General features: G+C 35.5%; 22 protein-coding genes. 16 read left to right on the top strand and 6 right to left on the bottom strand.

The window, feature by feature from the left end:
• Window positions 1–4 precede the first annotated feature (4 nt).
• The 5 genes from QOR44_RS08080 (at window position 5) to QOR44_RS08060 (ending at window position 3,468) form a co-directional block, all read left to right on the top strand.
• Entirely contained in the window at window positions 5–739 is a 735-nt protein-coding gene (locus tag QOR44_RS08080) for a class I SAM-dependent DNA methyltransferase (RefSeq protein ID WP_000257075.1), read from the top strand.
• Window positions 740–761: 22 nt separating this feature from the next.
• Entirely contained in the window at window positions 762–1,013 is a 252-nt protein-coding gene (locus tag QOR44_RS08075) for a hypothetical protein (protein ID WP_000583229.1), read from the top strand.
• The gene (locus tag QOR44_RS08070) at window positions 1,010–2,119 is read left to right on the top strand and encodes a nucleotidyltransferase (RefSeq protein WP_016503141.1); all 1,110 of its coding nucleotides are present in this window, start codon (window positions 1,010–1,012) and stop codon (window positions 2,117–2,119) included. Before QOR44_RS08075 ends, QOR44_RS08070 begins: the two co-directional genes overlap by 4 nt.
• Window positions 2,120–2,211: 92 nt before the next feature.
• Window positions 2,212–2,925 (top strand): MerR family transcriptional regulator, encoded by a 714-nt coding sequence (locus tag QOR44_RS08065; RefSeq protein ID WP_000859564.1) that lies wholly within the window; start codon window positions 2,212–2,214, stop codon window positions 2,923–2,925.
• A 138-nt stretch (window positions 2,926–3,063) separates the two neighbouring features.
• Window positions 3,064–3,468 carry a cupin domain-containing protein gene (locus QOR44_RS08060; RefSeq protein ID WP_000675692.1) on the top strand — a complete coding sequence of 135 codons (405 nt, stop codon included), beginning with the start codon at window positions 3,064–3,066 and terminating at the stop codon, window positions 3,466–3,468.
• Between the two features lie 264 nt (window positions 3,469–3,732).
• Here the strand turns inward: QOR44_RS08060 and QOR44_RS08055 are convergent, their stop codons facing one another.
• From QOR44_RS08055 to dhaK, 4 genes are read right to left on the bottom strand one after another with little or no spacing between them, the layout of a single operon-like run.
• Window positions 3,733–4,446 carry an MIP/aquaporin family protein gene (locus tag QOR44_RS08055; RefSeq protein ID WP_000191475.1) on the bottom strand — a complete coding sequence of 238 codons (714 nt, stop codon included), beginning with the start codon at window positions 4,444–4,446 and terminating at the stop codon, window positions 3,733–3,735.
• 9 nt (window positions 4,447–4,455) lie between these two features.
• Window positions 4,456–4,830 (bottom strand): dihydroxyacetone kinase phosphoryl donor subunit DhaM, encoded by a 375-nt coding sequence (gene dhaM / locus QOR44_RS08050; RefSeq protein WP_001279899.1) that lies wholly within the window; start codon window positions 4,828–4,830, stop codon window positions 4,456–4,458.
• On the bottom strand, window positions 4,830–5,408 hold the full coding sequence (gene dhaL / locus QOR44_RS08045; protein WP_000453281.1) for a dihydroxyacetone kinase subunit DhaL: 579 nt from the start codon (window positions 5,406–5,408) through the stop codon (window positions 4,830–4,832). The genes dhaM and dhaL overlap by 1 nt, the downstream gene beginning before the upstream one ends.
• Before the next feature lie 37 nt (window positions 5,409–5,445).
• Window positions 5,446–6,435, bottom strand: a complete 990-nt coding sequence (gene dhaK / locus QOR44_RS08040) for a dihydroxyacetone kinase subunit DhaK (RefSeq protein WP_000722653.1) — start codon at window positions 6,433–6,435, stop codon at window positions 5,446–5,448.
• 173 nt (window positions 6,436–6,608) lie between these two features.
• Here dhaK and dhaS point away from each other — a divergent pair, with 173 nt between their 5' ends.
• The 9 genes from dhaS (at window position 6,609) to QOR44_RS07995 (ending at window position 14,983) form a co-directional block, all read left to right on the top strand.
• Window positions 6,609–7,145, top strand: coding sequence for a dihydroxyacetone kinase transcriptional activator DhaS (gene dhaS, locus QOR44_RS08035; RefSeq protein WP_000204281.1), 537 nt, complete (start codon window positions 6,609–6,611; stop codon window positions 7,143–7,145).
• A gap of 9 nt (window positions 7,146–7,154) precedes the next feature.
• Window positions 7,155–8,141 (top strand): DhaKLM operon coactivator DhaQ, encoded by a 987-nt coding sequence (dhaQ, locus tag QOR44_RS08030; RefSeq protein WP_001232461.1) that lies wholly within the window; start codon window positions 7,155–7,157, stop codon window positions 8,139–8,141.
• A 117-nt stretch (window positions 8,142–8,258) separates the two neighbouring features.
• On the top strand, window positions 8,259–8,975 hold the full coding sequence (locus tag QOR44_RS08025) for a YebC/PmpR family DNA-binding transcriptional regulator (RefSeq protein WP_000532903.1): 717 nt from the start codon (window positions 8,259–8,261) through the stop codon (window positions 8,973–8,975).
• 154 nt (window positions 8,976–9,129) lie between these two features.
• Complete coding sequence (locus QOR44_RS08020; protein WP_000956423.1) at window positions 9,130–9,819, top strand: gamma-glutamyl-gamma-aminobutyrate hydrolase family protein; 690 nt, start codon at window positions 9,130–9,132, stop codon at window positions 9,817–9,819.
• A 101-nt stretch (window positions 9,820–9,920) separates the two neighbouring features.
• The gene (locus QOR44_RS08015) at window positions 9,921–10,754 is read left to right on the top strand and encodes an amino acid ABC transporter substrate-binding protein (protein WP_283572690.1); all 834 of its coding nucleotides are present in this window, start codon (window positions 9,921–9,923) and stop codon (window positions 10,752–10,754) included.
• A 142-nt stretch (window positions 10,755–10,896) separates the two neighbouring features.
• Entirely contained in the window at window positions 10,897–11,721 is an 825-nt protein-coding gene (locus QOR44_RS08010) for a MetQ/NlpA family ABC transporter substrate-binding protein (RefSeq protein ID WP_000768250.1), read from the top strand.
• A gap of 133 nt (window positions 11,722–11,854) precedes the next feature.
• Complete coding sequence (locus tag QOR44_RS08005) at window positions 11,855–13,231, top strand: M20/M25/M40 family metallo-hydrolase (RefSeq protein WP_000176655.1); 1,377 nt, start codon at window positions 11,855–11,857, stop codon at window positions 13,229–13,231.
• The gene (locus QOR44_RS08000; RefSeq protein ID WP_000032382.1) at window positions 13,224–14,294 is read left to right on the top strand and encodes a methionine ABC transporter ATP-binding protein; all 1,071 of its coding nucleotides are present in this window, start codon (window positions 13,224–13,226) and stop codon (window positions 14,292–14,294) included. Before QOR44_RS08005 ends, QOR44_RS08000 begins: the two co-directional genes overlap by 8 nt.
• Window positions 14,291–14,983, top strand: coding sequence for a methionine ABC transporter permease (locus QOR44_RS07995; RefSeq protein ID WP_000574037.1), 693 nt, complete (start codon window positions 14,291–14,293; stop codon window positions 14,981–14,983). Before QOR44_RS08000 ends, QOR44_RS07995 begins: the two co-directional genes overlap by 4 nt.
• Before the next feature lie 48 nt (window positions 14,984–15,031).
• Here QOR44_RS07995 and QOR44_RS07990 read toward each other — a convergent pair whose 3' ends face one another.
• Together QOR44_RS07990 and brnQ are read right to left on the bottom strand one after the other, a co-directional pair.
• Entirely contained in the window at window positions 15,032–16,087 is a 1,056-nt protein-coding gene (locus QOR44_RS07990) for a zinc-dependent alcohol dehydrogenase family protein (protein ID WP_001200719.1), read from the bottom strand.
• Between the two features lie 113 nt (window positions 16,088–16,200).
• A complete protein-coding gene (gene brnQ / locus QOR44_RS07985) occupies window positions 16,201–17,568 on the bottom strand; it encodes a branched-chain amino acid transport system II carrier protein (RefSeq protein ID WP_017647040.1) in 1,368 nt (455 codons plus the stop codon).
• Window positions 17,569–17,744: 176 nt separating this feature from the next.
• Here brnQ and sstT point away from each other — a divergent pair, with 176 nt between their 5' ends.
• Complete coding sequence (gene sstT, locus QOR44_RS07980) at window positions 17,745–18,953, top strand: serine/threonine transporter SstT (protein WP_000819590.1); 1,209 nt, start codon at window positions 17,745–17,747, stop codon at window positions 18,951–18,953.
• 169 nt (window positions 18,954–19,122) lie between these two features.
• The gene (locus QOR44_RS07975; protein WP_001095696.1) at window positions 19,123–19,671 is read left to right on the top strand and encodes an ECF-type riboflavin transporter substrate-binding protein; all 549 of its coding nucleotides are present in this window, start codon (window positions 19,123–19,125) and stop codon (window positions 19,669–19,671) included.
• The last annotated feature ends 4 nt before the right edge of the window (window positions 19,672–19,675 follow it).

Raw genomic sequence — 19,675 nt, 5'->3', positions numbered from 1 at the left:
TTATATGGCAACGTATGAAACTTTTGCAGCTGTTTATGATGCTGTCATGGATGATACTTTATATGATAAATGGACTGATTTTTCACTTCGTCATTTTCCAAAAGGTAAGAAAAAACTTTTGGAATTAGCATGCGGTACAGGAATTCAGTCTGTTCGATTTGCACAAGCTGGTTATGCTGTTACAGGACTTGATCTTAGTGGCGATATGCTGAAACTTGCCAAAAAACGTGCAACTTCTGCTCACCAAAGTATCCAGTTTATTGAAGGAAATATGTTAGATTTATCTAATGTAGGTAAATATGATCTCATCACGTGCTATTCAGACTCTATTTGTTATATGCAAGATGAAGTCGAGGTTGGTGATGTTTTTATCGAAGTCTATAAGGCCTTAGAAGAAAATGGCGTCTTTATTTTTGATGTTCATTCGACTTATCAAACAGATAAAGTATTTCCTGGTTATTCTTATCATGAAAATGCAGATGACTTTGCTATGGTGTGGGATACTTATGAAGATGATGCACCTCATTCTATTGTCCATGAATTAACATTTTTTGTTCAAGAAGAAGATGGTCGATTTACACGTCATGATGAAGTTCATGAAGAGCGTACTTATGATATTTTGACTTATGATATTTTACTTGAACAGGCAGGTTTTAAAGATGTTAAGGTGTATGCAGATTTTGAAGATAAAAAACCAACTGCAACTTCTGCTCGCTGGTTTTTTGTAGCTCATAAATAAGTAATAATTTGGAGGTAAAAAGATGATAATATTCTTATACGCTTGTCTGATGATATTTGGGATACTTTATATTATTGAACGTCGGGTAAGTCAGAAAAAGTCTAAAGTTATTTTGGAATTATTGATGAACCCTAAACTTCATTTGGATTTATTATCGGCATTAAAACCATTTGAAAAAGAAACAGATCGTCTCATATACCTTCGTAAAACTTATCACCTAGATATTATTGATGCTGTTACTTTAAATAATCAATTGAAAGAGAAAGAAGTATGACAGTTACAGGAATTGTTGCTGAATTTAATCCCTTTCATAATGGCCATAAGTACCTTTTAGAACAAGCTCAAGGAATAAAAGTAATAGCCATGTCGGGTAATTTTATGCAACGTGGTGAGCCGGCGATTGTAGATAAATGGACCCGTGCCCAGATGGCACTAGAAAATGGTGCTGATTTAGTGGTTGAACTCCCTTTTCTGGTTTCGGTACAGTCAGCGGATTATTTCGCTAGTGGAGCTGTGTCTATCCTGGCACGATTAGGTGTGGATAACTTATACTTCGGTACCGAAGAAATGCTTGATTATGACCGTATTGGGGATATTTATGTGAATAAAAAAGAGGAGATGGAAGCTTTTTTGAAAAAACAATCGGATTCTCTTTCCTATCCACAAAAAATGCAAGCTATGTGGCAAGAATTTGCAGGGATTGCATTTTCGGGACAAACCCCAAATCACATTTTAGGTTTAGCCTACACCAAAGCAGCTAGCCAAAATGGTATTCGATTAAATCCGATACAACGTCAAGGAGCTGGTTATCATTCATCAGAAAAAACAGAGATATTTGCTTCTGCAACAAGTCTTCGTAAACATCAATCTGATCGTTTCTTTGTAGAAAAAGGTATGCCTAACAGTGACTTGTTTTTGAATAGTCCACAAGTAGTTTGGCAAGATTATTTTAGTTTACTCAAGTATCAGATAATGACGCATTCTGATTTGACACAAATTTATCAAGTGAATGAAGAGATAGCCAATCGTATAAAAAGTCAAATTCGTTATGTGGAGACTGTGGATGAGTTAGTTGATAAAGTCGCAACTAAACGGTATACCAAAGCAAGAATTCGACGTTTATTAACCTATATCTTGATAAATGCTGTGGAAAGTCCTATACCAGATGCTATTCATGTCTTAGGTTTTACACAAAAAGGTCAACAGCATTTAAAGTCTGTGAAGAAGTCTGTGGATATCGTGACGAGGATTGGTTCACAAACGTGGGATAGTTTGACACAACGAGCAGATTCTGTTTATCAGATGGGAAATGCTAATATAGCAGAGCAAACATGGGGACGTATCCCTTTTCATCAACCTGTTAGTCAAAGTGACCTTTGATTTAAGCTTTATAAATTAATCATCACAAAATAATATTTTTCTCTTGACCCTTACTTAACGTTATACATTATACTCTTTTTAGAGAGGTTATTATGAAAACAGTTAAAGAAATAAGTCACATTTCTGGTGTTAGTGTGCGCACACTTCATTATTATGATGAAATAGATTTGTTACCTCCTTCATTTGTAGGAGAGAATGGTTATCGTTACTATGATGATGAATCACTGATTAAGTTACAAGAAATTTTGTTATTTAAGGAACTGGAATTTCCTCTTAAAAAAATAAAAGAGATAATGGATAGTCCAAATTATGATCGTAATCAAGCACTTCTTGATCAAATTAGGTGGCTGGAAATAAAGAAACAGCGACTAGAAGAAGTAATTGAACATGCAAAGTCTATCCAGAGGGGTAAAAATATGTCAGATTTTACAGCTTATAATCAAGAAGAATTAGAAGCATTTCAAGAGGAAGCTAGAACACGCTGGGGGGATACAGATAGTTACAAAGAATTTGAAAATAGCCATAGTAAGAATGATTTTTCAATGATTTCACAAGCTATGAGTCAGATTTTTAAAGACTTTGGACAGTTGAAAGAACTTTCTCCGACAGATGAGAAAGTTCAAAAACAAGTTCAGATTTTACAAGATTATATCACAGCTCAGTTTTACAACTGCACTAACGATTTATTAGCAAGTCTTGGAATAATGTACATCCAAGATGAGCGTTTCCAAAAGTCTATTGATAATTGGGGAGGCCAGGGAACAGCATTATTTGTTTCTAAAGCTATAGATAGCTATTGTCATTAGGCTATATTTTAGGTTTGCAATGAAATGATAGGAATCAAGGAACAGTAGATATTATTAAAAATGTCAGACTCTTATCTAAATTTTTGACAGTAAGGAGCAAAAAGAGTAGACTGTAGGCATAGAAAGGTAGGTATCGTTATGAAAGGATTTCATGGGAATATCGAAAAATTGACACTAGGAAATACAAATTTCCGCCAAGTCCTCTATACCGCAGAACATTGTCAACTCGTTTTAATGACACTGCCTGTTGGTGGAGAAATTGGTAGCGAGATTCATGCAGAAAATGATCAGTTTTTCCGTTTTGAAGCTGGTCATGGTAAGGTTGTCATTGATGGTAATGAATATGAAGTTGCAGATGGAGACGCTATAATAGTTCCGGCAGGTGCTGAACATAACGTAATTAACACTTCTGAAACTGAGATGTTAAAACTCTATACAATTTACAGTCCAGCTCATCACAAAGATGGTATTATCCGTGCCACAAGAGAAGAAGCCGAAGAAAATGAAGAAGATTTTGATGGAGTTACTACTGAAACTAAATAATACTAGACTAAAAAGCGCTATGTCAATAGCGCTTTTTAGCTTAATAGTAGTCATTTCTTGGAGAATATAAATAGTAATTTAGGAAGTAATGTTAATAACCGAGCTTTTAAGGAAACGTTAAGTAAGGGCGGTTATACTATAAACATCCTAAACTTTTTTCATAAAATCTCCAGAAAGAACACTAAGTATTTTGGTGTTTTTTCTATTTTGAAAGCATACTGCAACTACGAAAAACCAGAAAGTTAATACTTTCTGGTTTTTTAGTTAAATTAAAGTTAAAGCAATATTGTATAAGATAGCCCCAAGGACACCGCCGATAATTGGACCTACAACTGGAATCCAAGCGTATGACCAATCTGAGTCACCCTTATTTTCAATAGGTAAGATAGCATGCATAAGACGAGGCCCTAGGTCACGTGCAGGGTTAATAGCATAACCAGTTGTTGGACCAAGAGAGAATCCTACTGCGAAAATAACTATACCAACGATAATTGGACCAAGACCTGCTGCAACTTTACTAGGACCAATTGCCATAATTGTAATCACAAGAATAGCAGTACCGATAATTTCACCAAGGAGATTCGATGGTGTATGGCGGATAGCGGGTCCGGTTGAGAAGCTGGCAAGGATAAGTCCACTATCTTTTGTTTCTTTCCAATGAGGATAATAGTGTAACCATAAAATAGTTGCCGCAACCATTGCTCCTAACATCTGTGCAATGATAAAGGGGATAACTTGTCCCCAAGAAATTGCTCCAATAGAAGCCATTGCTAATGTGACTGCTGGATTTAGATGAGCGGGACTGAATAATCCAGAAACATAAACAGCAACGGTACAAGCAATTCCCCAACCAAAAACAATAGCAGTCCATCCAGTTCCTTCTTCTTTGGTTTTACTGAGCACATTTCCTGCAACTACGCCATCCCCAAGAAGAACCAAAATAAATGTTCCTAAAAATTCCCCAAGAAATTGAGTCATAATATCTCCTTATTTATTGATAGTTAATTCAGCTAATTGTGATTGAATACTATCCAGGTCAGCACCTGCCTGTAGAAGAGCAGCAGCGGTGTAAGCTCCCTCCACTACTGGGACAGAGTTAATGATAATATTTTTTTCTGAAAAATCAGCTACTAACTCTAAATTCATTTTTGCTGAACCTAAATCAAAGAAAGCTAATAACGTCTTTTTATCATTTTGCTCTACAATCTGTTGAACTTGATCAAAAGAAGTACCAATCTCACCATCTTCTGTTCCACCCACGTAAGTTATTGAGACATCCTTTGCTACCTCTGAAATAAGATCAACAACTCCTTGAGCAATATTTTTAGAGTGAGAAACAACAATAATACCAATATCAGACATTAGACACCTCCAACTTCTAGTAATGCTTTAAATAATAATCCTGAAGAAAATGATCCTGGATCAATGTGTCCTACTGAGCGTTCTCCAACATAAGAAGCGCGTCCTTTTGTTGCTTTCATCCCTTTTGTAGCATCTACTAAGGAATCGATACGGTCTTCAGTCAATTCATTTTTTTCAATCGCTTCAATAACACCGTGCCAAACATCAACCATTGTTTTTTCATTAAGTTCAGCTTTACCACGTTTTTGAATCATTTCAAGTCCTGCGCCAAGTGCCTCTGAAATGGTACTTTCACTCTGTTCAGCTTTTGTAATTCCCATAAATGCAGAACCATAGAGTGGTCCAGATGCTCCGCCTACTTTGCTTAAAAGTTGCATAGATACGGTTTTGAAAACATCGGCAGCACTACTAAATTCATTGTTATCAAGGTTTTCAATAACAGCAGTCATACCACGCGCCATATTGCCACCATGGTCGCCATCACCTATTGGAGTATCTAGTTCGGATAAATAGTCCTTGTTAGATTGAATTTTTTGGTTAAAAGTGTGCATCCATTCTATTGCAGTTTTTACTTCCATAAGAGTTCCTTTCTTTTATTCTAATTAACAGGAATGATTACCAAGCAATGGTTGTAACGTCACTATTAAGTGCTTCTAACCACTCTTGATTTTCCAGTTTAATCAAGGTTAGTGATAAACCAGCCATATCAATTGAAGTCATATAGTTACCAAGTTTTTTGTAATTCACTTCAATGCCTTTATCCTCAAGGAGTTTGGCAACATCGTTAGCAAAGACATATTGTTCCATAAGTGGGGTTGCACCCATACCGTTAATAAGGACACCATATTTTTCGCCAGATTTAGCATCGAACGATTCAATTAATTTATCAACTAATTCTGTCGCTAAAGCCTTTGAAGGTTGCATTTTTTCTTTACGATAACCTGGTTCACCATGAATACCGATACCAAATTCAATTTCATCTTCTGCAAGAACAAATCCTGGCTTGCCTACTTCAGGAACAGTAGCCCCGCTTAGTGCAAGTCCAACAGTGTGAATGTTTGGTACTAATTCATCAGCAATAGCTTTGATTTCCTGAAGTGATTTGCCATGACGAGCAGCATGTCCTAGAATTTTATGGACAAGTATCGTACCAGCTACACCACGTTTTCCTTGTGTGTAAAGACTGTCTTCGACTGCAATATCATCATCAACGACCACACTTGCAACGTCAATGCCTTCCATTTCAGCCATATCTTGTGCCATTTCAAAGTTCATGATATCTCCTGAATAATTTTTGATAACCATGAAAACTCCAGCTCCCTCATCAGCTTCTTTAATTGCTTCAAGAACTTGGTCAGGAGTTGGAGAAGTAAATACTGCACCACACACAGCTGCAGATAACATTCCTTCGCCTACGAAACCAGCATGTGAAGGCTCATGTCCACTTCCTCCGCCAGAAATAAGAGCCACTTTTCCTGACTTCTCTTCATTGCGAGCAATGATATCAAAACCTTCTACGCGATGTACTAAATCATTATGAACATATGCTAATCCATCTAGCATTTCAGTAACAACATCAGTTGGTTGATTGAGAATTTTTTTCATTTGGAAACTCCTTTTATGTTTAATTCTCTTTTATTATAAAATTTGTAAGCCTTTTCCGGAATGGACAGATTTTCTTGTTTGTCCGCTTTGTTAGGGTTTTCAATAATCATAAATCATGTTACACTAAACCATAATAAATCATCAGCAATTCAATATAAAATAAAGGAGAAATTATGACTTCTTCGCTTATTACTAAGAAAAAAATAGCCAAGTCATTTAAACGTTTATTTATTTCGCAAGCTTTTGACAAAATATCGGTGAGTGATATTATGGAAGATGCAGGTATTAGACGTCAAACATTTTATAATCACTTTGTTGATAAATATGCTTTATTAGAATGGATTTTCCAAACAGAATTAAGCGAACAAGTTACGGATAATTTAGACTATATCTCAGGTTTTCAGTTGTTATCAGAGTTGTTGACTTTTTTTAAAATGAATCAAGAATTCTATATTAAATTATTTCAAATTGAAGATCAAAATGATTTTTCTTCGTATTTTGAGTCTTACTGTGAGCAGTTAGTAGATAAGCTTCTTTCTGATTATAGTAAATCTAACTTTAATCAGAAAGAAAGAGTTACATTTATCAATTATCATAGTAAAGCCCTCTCTTATTTTATAAAATATGAGTTAATAAATAACTCAAAAGAAGAATTATTTAATAGGAAAGTCATTGAAAAAATTATCAGAACATCAATAGAAAATTATTAGGACAAAGATATGAGAAAAACAGAACATCATAAAATGGAATATGTTTTTGAAACAATAAAAGCAATCACTAAAACTAACCCTAAAGTAGAGCAAATAAAAGATTTGCCCGCTATTCATTATTTAGGGCAATCCGAACAAGTAATTCCGATTTTATCAGGAGGAGGCAGCGGACATGAGCCAGCTCACTTTGGATATGTTGGTGAGGGAATGCTATCGGCAGCGATTAGTGGTCCTATTTTTGTACCACCATGTGCTAGCGATATTCTAGAGACTATTAGATTTATCAATCGAGGCAAAGGTGTTTTTGTTATTATCAAAAATTTCGAAGCTGATTTGGAAGAATTTTCCCAAGCGATTGAACAGGCTCGTCAAGAAGGCATTCCAATCAAATACATCGTTTCTCATGATGACATCTCTGTTGAAACATCAAATTTTAAAATTCGTCATCGAGGCGTTGCTGGTACTGTGTTGCTACATAAAATTATTGGACAAGCTGCTTTAGAAGGAGCAAGCTTAGATGAATTAGAACAGCTAGGACTATCTTTGACAACTTCAATGGCTACTTTAGGTGTAGCAAGTAAGTCAGCCACTATTTTAGGTCAGCATCAACCTGTTTTTGATTTAGAAGAAGGTTACATCTCATTTGGAATCGGTATTCATGGTGAGCCAGGATACCGGACAATGCCTTTCGTGTCCATGGAACATTTGGCAAACGAACTAGTTAACAAATTGAAAATGAAATTACGTTGGCAAGATGGAGAAGCATTCATTCTATTGATAAATAATCTTGGAGGAAGTTCTAAAATGGAGGAATTACTTTTTACAAATGCTGTCATGGAATTTCTGGCTTTAGACGATTTACAATTACCTTTTATTAAAACAGGCCACCTAATTACAAGTTTAGATATGGCTGGTTTATCAGTTACCTTGTGTCGTGTAAAGGATAGTAGATGGATTGATTACTTAAAACATAAGACAGATGCTAGAGCTTGGTGATAGAATTTCCATTTTACCAATTGCTATCAAAGTGCTATAATAATAGAGTTAAAATTAAGATTGCTTGCCAATATGAGCCAGCAGGTTATTAAAAATGAAATCAAAGGAGATTTTCCAATGGGACGTAAGTGGGCCAATATTGTTGCTAAAAAGACTGCTAAAGATGGTGCTAACTCAAAAGTATACGCTAAATTCGGTGTTGAAATATATGTTGCTGCAAAGCAAGGTGAACCAGACCCCGAGTCAAACTCAGCTCTAAAATTCGTTTTGGACCGTGCTAAGCAAGCACAAGTTCCAAAGCATGTTATTGATAAAGCGATTGATAAAGCTAAAGGAAACACAGATGAAACTTTCGTAGAGGGACGCTATGAGGGTTTTGGTCCAAATGGTTCAATGATTATTGTGGATACTTTGACATCAAATGTTAACCGTACGGCAGCAAATGTACGTACTGCTTACGGTAAGAACGGTGGCAATATGGGAGCCTCAGGATCTGTATCCTACTTATTTGATAAAAAAGGTGTCATCGTTTTTGCTGGTGATGATGCTGACACTGTCTTCGAACAATTACTTGAAGCGGATGTAGACGTAGATGATGTTGAAGCAGAAGAGGGAACAATAACAGTTTATACCGCCCCAACAGATCTTCATAAAGGTATCCAAGCACTTCGCGATAATGGTGTAGAAGAATTCCAAGTTACTGAACTTGAAATGATTCCTCAATCAGAAGTAGTATTGGAAGGTGATGACCTTGAAACTTTTGAAAAGCTTATTGACGCACTCGAATCAGATGATGATGTTCAAAAAGTTTATCATAATGTAGCAGATTTCTAAAAAATAAAACCGTAGTATTAATACTATGGTTTTTATTTTTGTGAGAGTTGATAGGTATTGTTAAAGAAGTGATAGGTAAAAAATATTATTCAAAAAGTTTTTTTAGGTGTAAAATGATAATTATTAGACAGTTATTGGTTGATGAGGGAGCAAAATGTTAACAAAGCCTATTGTTGGTATTACAGGAAATGAAAGAGAAATGTCAGATATTCCAGGTTATTATTATGATTCGGTATCTAGGCATATTTCGGAAGGGGTTAAAAATGCAGGCGGGTTACCAGTTATTCTACCAATAAGTGAAGCAGAAAGTGCCAAAGCTTATGTTGAGATGATAGATAAGCTGATCATATCTGGTGGCCAAAATGTTTTACCATCCTATTATGGTGAAGAGAAGATAATTGAGAGTGATGATTATTCACTTGCGCGTGATATTTTTGAATTTGCATTAGTCGACGAAGCGTTGAAACAAAATAAACCAATCTTTGCGATTTGCCGTGGCATGCAGTTAGTAAATGTGGCACTTGGTGGTACACTTAATCAATCTATTGATAATCACTATCAAGAGCCTTACATTGGATTTGCTCATTATTTAAATGTGGAAAAAGGGAGTTTTCTAGAAGGCTTTATATCAGGTGATTTTAAGATCAATTCTCTTCATAGACAAAGTGTTAAACTGTTAGCTGAAGGTCTGATAGTTAGTGCTAGAGATCCTAGAGATGGGACAGTAGAAGCTTATGAAAGTCGAACAGAACAATGTATTATAGGTGTTCAATGGCATCCAGAATTAATGCTTCACCAAATTGAAAACCAAACCTTATTTGGTTATTTTGTTAATGAAACGTAGCATCCATATAATAGCAAAAACTCTCAGATGCTAGAAGATAAGTGTTAGTTAAAAACTTAAAGATGTTATGATGTCGTGTACAATTAAAGAGGAGAAAAAAGATGACAATAAAAAAAGTGTTAAGTGTAACAGGAATTATTTTAGTGACAGTAACGTCTCTAGCTGCGTGTAGCTCAAAATCTCATACTACTAAGACGGGCAAAAAAGAAGTTAATTTTGCAACTGTCGGAACAACGGCACCTTTTTCTTATGTAAAGGATGGGAAACTGACTGGCTTTGATATTGAAGTAGCCAAAGCTGTTTTTAAAGGTTCAGATAACTATAAAGTCACTTTTAAAAAAACAGAGTGGTCATCGGTATTTACCGGTATTGATTCAGGAAAGTTTCAAATGGGTGGAAATAATATTTCTTATTTATCAGAGAGATCTCAAAAATATTTATTTTCATACCCAATAGGCTCTACTCCTTCAGTTTTAGCAGTTCCTAAGAATAGTAACATCAAAGCTTATAATGATATTACTGGTCATAAAACACAGGTTGTCCAAGGAACGACAACTGCCAAGCAATTAGAAAATTTCAATAAAGAGCATCAGAAAAATCCTGTTACTCTAAAATATACTAATGAAAATATTACACAGATTCTAACGAATTTGAGTGATGGAAAAGCTGATTTTAAACTTTTTGATGGACCAACTGTTAACGCTATCATAAAGAATCAAGGTCTCACGAATTTAAAAATCATCCCTTTGACTATGAGAGATCAGCCTTATATTTATTTCATCTTTGGTCAGGATCAAAAAGACTTGCAAAAGTATGTGAATAATCGCCTTAAACAATTACGTAAAGATGGGACACTTTCAAAAATAGCTAAAGAATACCTTGGAGGTGATTACGTACCAAATGAGAAAGATCTCGTTACTCCTAAGGAGAAGTAGTAATAAAAAACTAAGGAGATGTCAATCCTTAGTTTTTTTGTTATATAGTTTAAAACTATAACAAGAGACAGTTTATAACAATTTGATTCTAATAACTTCCTATGGGATAATATCTTTATCACAAAAATTGAGGGAATTTATTATGAAGTTAAAACATATTGTCTTAGGATTAGCCTTAACAACACTTTTAGGAGTCACATTTAGTAATCAAGAAGTTTCAGCAAGCTCAACTTCAAGTAAAGTTGTTAAAGTTGGTGTTATGACCTTTTCTGATACTGAAAAAGCACGTTGGGATAAAATTGAAAAGCTAGTAGGCGATAAAGCTAAAATCAAATTCACAGAATTTACAGATTATACACAACCAAATCAAGCAACAGCTAATAAGGATGTGGATATCAATGCCTTTCAACATTACAATTTCTTAGAAAACTGGAATAAGGAAAATAAGAAAAACTTAATTCCACTTGAAAAGACTTACTTAGCTCCAATTCGTATCTATTCTGAGAAGGTAAAATCTCTTAAAAAATTGAAAAAAGGAGCCACTATTGCAATTCCAAATGATGCAACAAATGGTAGCCGTGCATTGTATGTCCTTCAGTCAGCAGGTTTAATCAAATTGAATGTTTCTGGTAAGAAGGTTGCAACAGTTGCTAATATCACATCTAATAAAAAGGATATTAATATTCAGGAGTTAGATGCGAGTCAAACACCACGTGCACTCAAAGATGTAGATGCAGCTATTATTAATAATACATACATTGAGCAAGCTAATTTAAAACCTTCAGATGCTATCTTTGTTGAGAAATCAGATAAAAATTCAAAACAATGGATTAATATCATTGCGGGACGTAAAAATTGGAAAAAGCAAAAGAACGCTAAAGCTATCCAAGCTATCTTGGATGCTTATCACACAGATGAAGTGAAAAAAGTTATCAAAGATACTTCAGCTGATATTCCACAATGGTAACGTGAATTGACTGTATAAGTTTAACAGGGAATCCTAATAGGATACAACTTATCAGCCATATAGCCATAAAGGGCCTGGGACGAATACAATGTGCCAGGCTCTTGGATTGTTTTTGAAAGAAGGTGGTTGAAAGATGACTTTAACAAACGAAGAAAATCAAATTCAAAAGTTTCTATCTGATACTATTGTTCAGGATGATATCAATATTTTAAGAGATTTAATTGCAATTAAGTCAATTTTTGCTCAGAAAGTTGGTTTAAATGACTTAGCAAGCTATCTTGGAGAAGTTTTCAGAAAAGCTGGCGCAGAAGTCATTATAGATGACAGCTATAGCGCTCCCTTTATCGTGGCAAATTTCAAATCATCAAAAGTAGATGCTAAGCGTATTATTTTTTACAATCATTATGATACTGTACCAGCAGATGAGGTAGAACAGTGGACTGAGGACCCTTTTACACTTTCACTTCGATATGGTAAGATGTATGGACGTGGTGTAGATGATGATAAAGGTCACATTACCGCACGTTTATCAGCAGTTAAAAAATATTTATCAAGACACAAAGGGGAACTTCCTCTAGATATCACTTTTATTGTGGAAGGAGCGGAGGAATCAGCTTCAGTAGGCCTTGATTATTATTTAGAAAAGTATCAAGAGCAGCTACAAGGAGCTGATTTGATCGTGTGGGAAGATGGCCCTAAAAATCCTAAAGGACAGTTGGAAATTGCTGGTGGAAATAAAGGCATTGTCACTTTTGATTTATCAGTAAGTTCAGCGGATGTTGATATTCATTCATCCTTTGGTGGGGTTGTTGATTCCTCGACATGGTATTTAATTCAAGCCCTCAATACGTTAAGGGATAACAAAGGTCATATATTGGTAGAAGGTATTTATGATAAAGTTATTCCGCCTACTAAGAGAGAGTTAGAATTAGTTGAAAAATATTCTTATAGATCTGCAAAGGCGCTAGAAGATGCTTACCAATTAGTTTTGCCCAGTTTAGCAGATAGTCATAAAACTTTTTTGAGAAAGCTTTATTTTGAACCTTCTATAGCCATTGAAGGTATAACCTCAGGTTATCAAGGTGAAGGCGTCAAAACAATTTTACCTGCTTATGCTAAATGTAAAGCAGAGGTTAGGTTAGTGCCAGGGTTAACCCCGAAAGGTGTACTAGATTCAATACAAAATCATTTGAAAGAGAATGGCTTTAATGACATTGAGCTAACCTATACCCTTGGTGAAATGTCTTATCGTAGTGATATGTCAGCGCCATCTATCCTAAAAGTTGTTGATTTAGCTGAGCAATTTTATCCAGAAGGGGTATCTCTGTTACCTACCTCACCAGGTACAGGACCAATGTATTTAGTTCATCAAGCTCTAAGAGCGCCAATTGCAGCTTTTGGCATAGGACATGCCAATAGTCGAGACCATGGCGTTGATGAAAATGTTAGTATTGCTGATTATTACACCCATATTGAATTAGTGGAGGCTTTAATAGAATCATATGAGTAAAGAACCAATTATTAAATTAGACAACATTGATGTTACTTTCCACCAAAAGAAACGTGAGATTAATGCTGTTAAAGATGTTACTATCCATATTAATCAAGGTGATATATATGGAATTGTCGGTTATTCAGGAGCCGGAAAATCTACCCTTGTTCGTGTTATTAATTTGCTACAAGAACCTTCAGCAGGTAAAATTACTATTGATGACCAAGTTATTTACGACAACAAGGTGACACTGACTAGCACACAATTACGCGAACAGCGCCGTGAAATTGGAATGATTTTTCAACATTTTAACCTAATGTCACAGTTGACAGCAGAACAGAATGTAGCTTTTGCTCTTAAACATTCAGGTTTATCAAAAGAGGCGAAAGCAGCTAAGGTTACTAAATTATTAGAACTTGTTGGATTATCCGATCGTGCTCAAAACTATCCTTCACAATTATCAGGAGGGCAAAAACAGCGTGTTGCCATTGCGCGTGCATTGGCTAACGATCCTAAAATCTTAATTTCAGATGAGTCTACCTCTGCACTTGACCCTAAAACAACAAAACAAATACTTGCCCTTCTCCAAGATCTGAATAAAAAATTGGGACTTACGATTGTTTTGATTACACATGAGATGCAAATTGTCAAAGACATTGCTAATCGCGTTGCTGTTATGCAAAATGGTAAATTGATTGAAGAAGGATCAGTTTTAGACATTTTTTCACATCCTAGAGAGAGTCTTACACAAGATTTTATAAAAATAGCTACTGGGATTGATGAGGCAATGCTTAAGATTGAGCAACAAGAAGTTGTCAAAAATCTACCATTAGGTAGCAAATTAGTTCAACTGAAATACGCTGGGCATAGCACGGATGAGCCGCTTTTAAATCAAATTTATAAAGAATTTGAAGTAACTGCTAACATCCTCTATGGGAATATTGAAATTTTAGATGGTATTCCAGTTGGAGAAATGGTAGTTATCTTATCAGGTGACGAAGAAAAATTAAGACAAGCCTGCCAAGCAATTACAGATTCGCAAGTTCAATTAACGTTATTGAAAGAAGGTGGTAAAGCATGATAGAGTGGATTCAAACACATTTACCAAATGTATATCAAATGGGTTGGGAAGGTGCTTACGGCTGGCAGACAGCTATTGTACAAACCCTTTATATGACTTTTTGGTCGTTCCTTATTGGAGGTTTAATGGGATTGTTAGGAGGTTTATTCCTTGTTTTAACTAGTCCTAGAGGAGTTATTGCTAATAAATTAGTATTTGGAGTTTTAGATAAAGTTGTTTCTGTTTTTAGAGCTCTGCCCTTCATTATTCTTCTTGCTTTGATTGCGCCAGTAACTCGCGTAATTGTAGGAACAACACTTGGTTCACCAGCAGCTTTGGTACCTCTTTCTTTGGCAGTTTTCCCATTTTTTGCTCGTCAAGTTCAAGTTGTTTTAGCTGAACTTGATGGTGGAGTTATTGAAGCTGCACAAGCCTCAGGTGGAACACTTTGGGATATTATTGTAGTTTATCTTCGTGAAGGTCTACCAGATTTAATTCGAGTATCAACGGTTACTTTGATTTCTTTAGTAGGTGAAACAGCTATGGCTGGCGCTATTGGTGCAGGAGGATTGGGTTCTGTTGCTATTACTAAAGGATATAACTATTCTCGTGATGATATTACTTTAGTAGCGACTATTCTGATTTTATTATTAATTTTCTTTATCCAATTTTTAGGTGATTTTTTAACACGTCGTTTGAGTCATAAATAAAAATGTGAGAAGGCTATTCTTCTCACATTTTCATTTGTTTAAAAATTATCAGGCTGGAGTAATATCGTTTTCGATGATAACTTTAAGAGTATTGTTTTCTTCAGCAGCTTTAAATACCTTATAAGCTTCCTCGATTTCAGATAGCTTGAAGTGATGTGTTACTAGTTGTGTTGCATCGATTTTGCCTGTCTCAAGAACTTCAAGGAGCATTTCAGTTGTATTAGCATTAACTAATCCAGTATTAAGGGTTATATTTTTTATCCATAAATCTTGGAGGTTAAATTCAACAGGTTTACCATGAACACCAACATTTGCGATATGTCCTCCAATAGAAACTACATTTTGACAAATATCAAATGTTGCAGGATAACCAACACATTCTAATACGACATCAACGCCACGGCCTTTGGTAATTTTATCAATTTCTTCTTTAACTTCTTGAGTAGACGTTGATAGAATGGTGTGTGTTGCACCAAATTTTTTAGAGGCTTCAAGTCGTTTTTGAGATAAATCAACCATAATAATTTTGGCAGGAGAATAGAATTGTGCAGTTAGTAAGGCAGATAGTCCAATTGGTCCAGCACCTACAATACAAACAGTATCACCTGGTTTAATGTGAGATGGTAAGACGCCGATTTCGTATGAAGTTGGTAAAATATCAGATAACATAACCAATGCATCGTCACAAACACCTTCAGGTGCATGATAAAGGCTACCATCTGCATGTGGAATATGAACATATTCTGCTTGAGTACCTTCAATAAGATGTCCTAAAATCCACCCGCCATCTTCACAATGTGAAGGCAACTGGTGCTTACAGTAATAGCAAGTATTACAGGCAGTGACACAAGAAATAATTACTTTATCTCCGACTTTAAAATGATTGACAGCAGAACCAACTTCTTCGACGATACCAATGCCTTCATGACCTAAAGTTGTTCCTGGTTTACAAGCAGGAACATCGCCACCAAGGATATGTAGATCAGTACCACAAATGGTTGTTTTGACAAGTCTTACAACCGCATCTGTGGGTTTTATTACTTGAGGTTTAGCCTTATCAGTAAGTGATAATTCATTAGCTGAAAGATAAGTTGCAGCTCTCATATTAGAGTTCCTCCAAAAATTATTTATTTTCAAGGCTATTATACCACCAAAAGAAAGCGGTTACAATAATTATTTTAAAATAAAAGCAGTAATTTTCGTACTGCTTTAAATTATTATGCTTTTACTTTTTTTAGAATAAGACCAACTAAGACACCACAAATTGCAAAACTAATCCATCCCATAGAATATTCACCTAAAGGAACAACTTTAGTAAAGAATGTGGTCAAAGCGGATGGAATGGTAAATAAACCAGTCATTTCGCCGAGTTTTGATAAGGCATCGTATAAAGCAGCGACAGCAGTGGCGGCAATAGAAGTTTGGTAGACAATGCGGCTACTTTCAAATTTTTGATCAAAAAAGACTAAGAAAATTAAGACTATAGTTAATGGATAGAGAAGGTAGAGAACTGGTAGTGACCAACGGATAATCTCTGATAAACCACCAAAATAGAACGTAATAGCAATTAAAGTAAAGAGTGTAGCCCAAGTAATGTGACTAATCTTTGGAAGTAATTTGTGGAAGTATTCCGCACAAGCAGTGATTAATCCAGTAGCTGTTGTTAAGCAAGCAAGGAAAATAGCCGTACCTAAAATAGCTTGTCCCACAATTCCTAAATAGAAGTTAGCTGATTGACTAAGAACATGCCCACCGTCTATTGGAGTATTATGAAGTAAGAAGGAACCATTTGCAAATTTAAACAAGCTTTGTGAAGTTGCACCAATACGTCCTACAAAAATATAAATAAAAGCTAAAAGAAATGTAGCGATAGCACCAGATTTAAGTGTCATAGAAGTAATTTCTTTTTTGGTAATTGCTCCGTACTGTTTACTTGCTTGAATAACGATAATAGCAAAAGCAATTGATGCAAGGGCATCCATTGTACCATAACCTTGAATCAGTCCTGCTAGGAATGGTAAATCCTTGAAAGCATCGCTGACATTCGTTGAAGCGTTATGTGGTGTTCCAACGATAGCAGCTGGATGGATGAGTGAGGCAATAATTAAAATACTAATAACAGTTAGTAAAAAGGGAGTTAGATATTTACCAATACGATCTACAATCTGACTAGGTCTAATAGCTAAGAAATAAGAAATACCAAAGAAAATTAAACCATAGATAATTTTGACTAAGGAGCTGTCGCCTAAGATAGGTTGAATACCAACTGAGAATGAGGTTGCCCCTGTTCGAGGAATGGCAAAGAAAGGTCCAATAGATAGGTATAGTGCTACTGCAAATAAAATAGCATATGTTTTAGAGACAGGTTTGGTGAAGCTTTCAACATCGGTTGCTCCTGAGTACGCCACAGCTGCAACACCAAGTAGGGGTAAAGTTACGCCTGTTAAGCAGAACCCAATGATAGCCCACGCCCAATTAGAACCAGAGTAGATACCTAAGTAGGCTGGATAAATAAGATTACCGGCTCCAAAGAACAGCGCAAAAAGCATCAAGCCGATAATGATATAAGTGTTTTTTAGTTTCATCAATGTACCTTTCTGTACAAAAAAATATTTTATTTTCGAAATTGATTGAATATTTCAAAAAGTAATTATATCAGAAAAATTTAGAATTCGTCAACCTCTAAAAAATAAAAAAGGTATTTGACGAATCTTTTTTTTTATCATATCATAGAGTTTAAGAATTTTTTAGGAGTTTAGTTATGAAACGATTTTTAAAAGCTTGGAGAAAAACAAGCTTGATAAAAAAAATAGCAATTGGAGTCGTTATTGGCTTATTCTTGGGTATTTTAGTCCCTAAAGCCTCTGCGATTGGTTTACTTGGTCAACTTTTTGTAGGAGGGTTGAAAGCTATTGCCCCTCTTTTAGTTTTCACTTTAGTTATTAGTGCCTTGTCGCAACATCGTGAGGGCGGTAAGACCAATATGTCAACGATAATTGGTTTGTATATCACTGCAACTTTTGCAGCGGCCCTAATCGCTGTTGTTGTGAACTATATTTTCCCTTTGACACTGATATTGAAAACGCCAGCAAAGACAGACTTATTACCTCCCAAGGGGATTTCAGAAGTCTTTCAATCTCTTTTATTGAAAATTGTTGATAATCCCATTCATGCCATCACCGAGGCCAATTATATGAGTATTCTATTTTGGGCGGTTATTTTTGGTTTGGCGATGCGAAGCAGTAATCAGCGTACAAAAGATTTAATGCAAACTTTTGCTGATGCTACTTCACAAGTTGTCAAATGGATTATCAATTTGGCCCCAATTGGTATTATGGGGTTGGTTTTCACTAGCATTTCAGAAAACGGTATTGGTATACTAGGTGATTATGGTCTTTTAATATTAGTTTTGGTGGGTACGATGTTATTTGTAGCTCTTGTCGTTAACCCAATCATTGCTTTTGTTATGATGCGTAAAAATCCTTACCCTCTGGTATTACGATGCTTGAAGGATTCAGGTATTACAGCTTTCTTTACACGTAGTTCTGCGGCGAATATTCCTGTTAATATGAGACTATGTGAGGATTTAGGATTAGATAAAGACACTTACTCAGTATCTATTCCGCTTGGTGCAACTATCAATATGGCTGGGGCAGCTATTACAATTAATATCCTGACTTTAGCAGCAGTAAATACTTTAGGAATTACTGTTGATTTTCCAACAGCTTTCTTATTAAGTGTGGTTGCTGCTGTATCAGCATGTGGAGCTTCTGGTGTAACTGGTGGTTCACTTTTATTGATTCCGGTGGCATGTAGCTTATTTGGTATTTCAAATGACGTTGCAATGCAAGTCGTAGGAGTTGGTTTCATTGTAGGGGTGATACAGGATTCGTGTGAGACAGCCTTAAATTCATCGACAGATGTTCTGTTCACGGCTGTAGCTGAAAAATCAGTTTTTGGAAAAAAATAAACTAATGAAGGTCTTAGGTATTCTATCTGAGATCTTTTTTTGGTATTTAATATTATTTTCAATCGTTTTTCAGTTCTTCTTGTCAATAAGGTTTCAAATCAGCTTGAAATATGATAAAATAAAACAGATTGTAAGTGACTGTTTAAGCTTGTTTTTCAGAGAGGTTTTTATGAATACAAACACAATAAAAAAGGTTGTAGCGACTGGAATTGGAGCTGCACTTTTTATCATTATAGGTATGCTAGTTAATATACCAACACCAATTCCAAATACTAATATTCAATTGCAGTATGCGGTTTTAGCATTATTTGCAGTTATTTATGGACCAGGAGTTGGTTTTTTTACTGGTTTTATCGGACACGCATTGAAAGATTCGATTCAATATGGTTCTCCGTGGTGGACTTGGGTTTTAGTTAGTGGTCTTTTAGGTTTGATGATAGGCTTTTTTGCTAAAAAATTAGCTATTCAATTATCTGGCATGACTAAGAAGGATTTGCTTCTATTTAATGTAGTTCAAGTTATTGCTAACCTTATAGGTTGGTCTGTCGTTGCACCGTATGGTGATATTTTCTTTTATAGCGAACCTGCAAGCAAAGTTTTTGCACAAGGTTTCTTATCAAGCCTTGTGAATTCCATTACTATTGGAGTAGGTGGTACGCTTTTGTTGCTAGCATACGCTAAATCACGACCACAAAAAGGTAGTTTATCCAAAGATTAGGATA

This window comes from Streptococcus agalactiae (genome assembly GCF_949788565.1).
In the GTDB taxonomy this organism is placed as follows: domain Bacteria; phylum Bacillota; class Bacilli; order Lactobacillales; family Streptococcaceae; genus Streptococcus; species Streptococcus agalactiae.
This window is presented reverse-complemented; position numbering and strand designations above follow the sequence as displayed.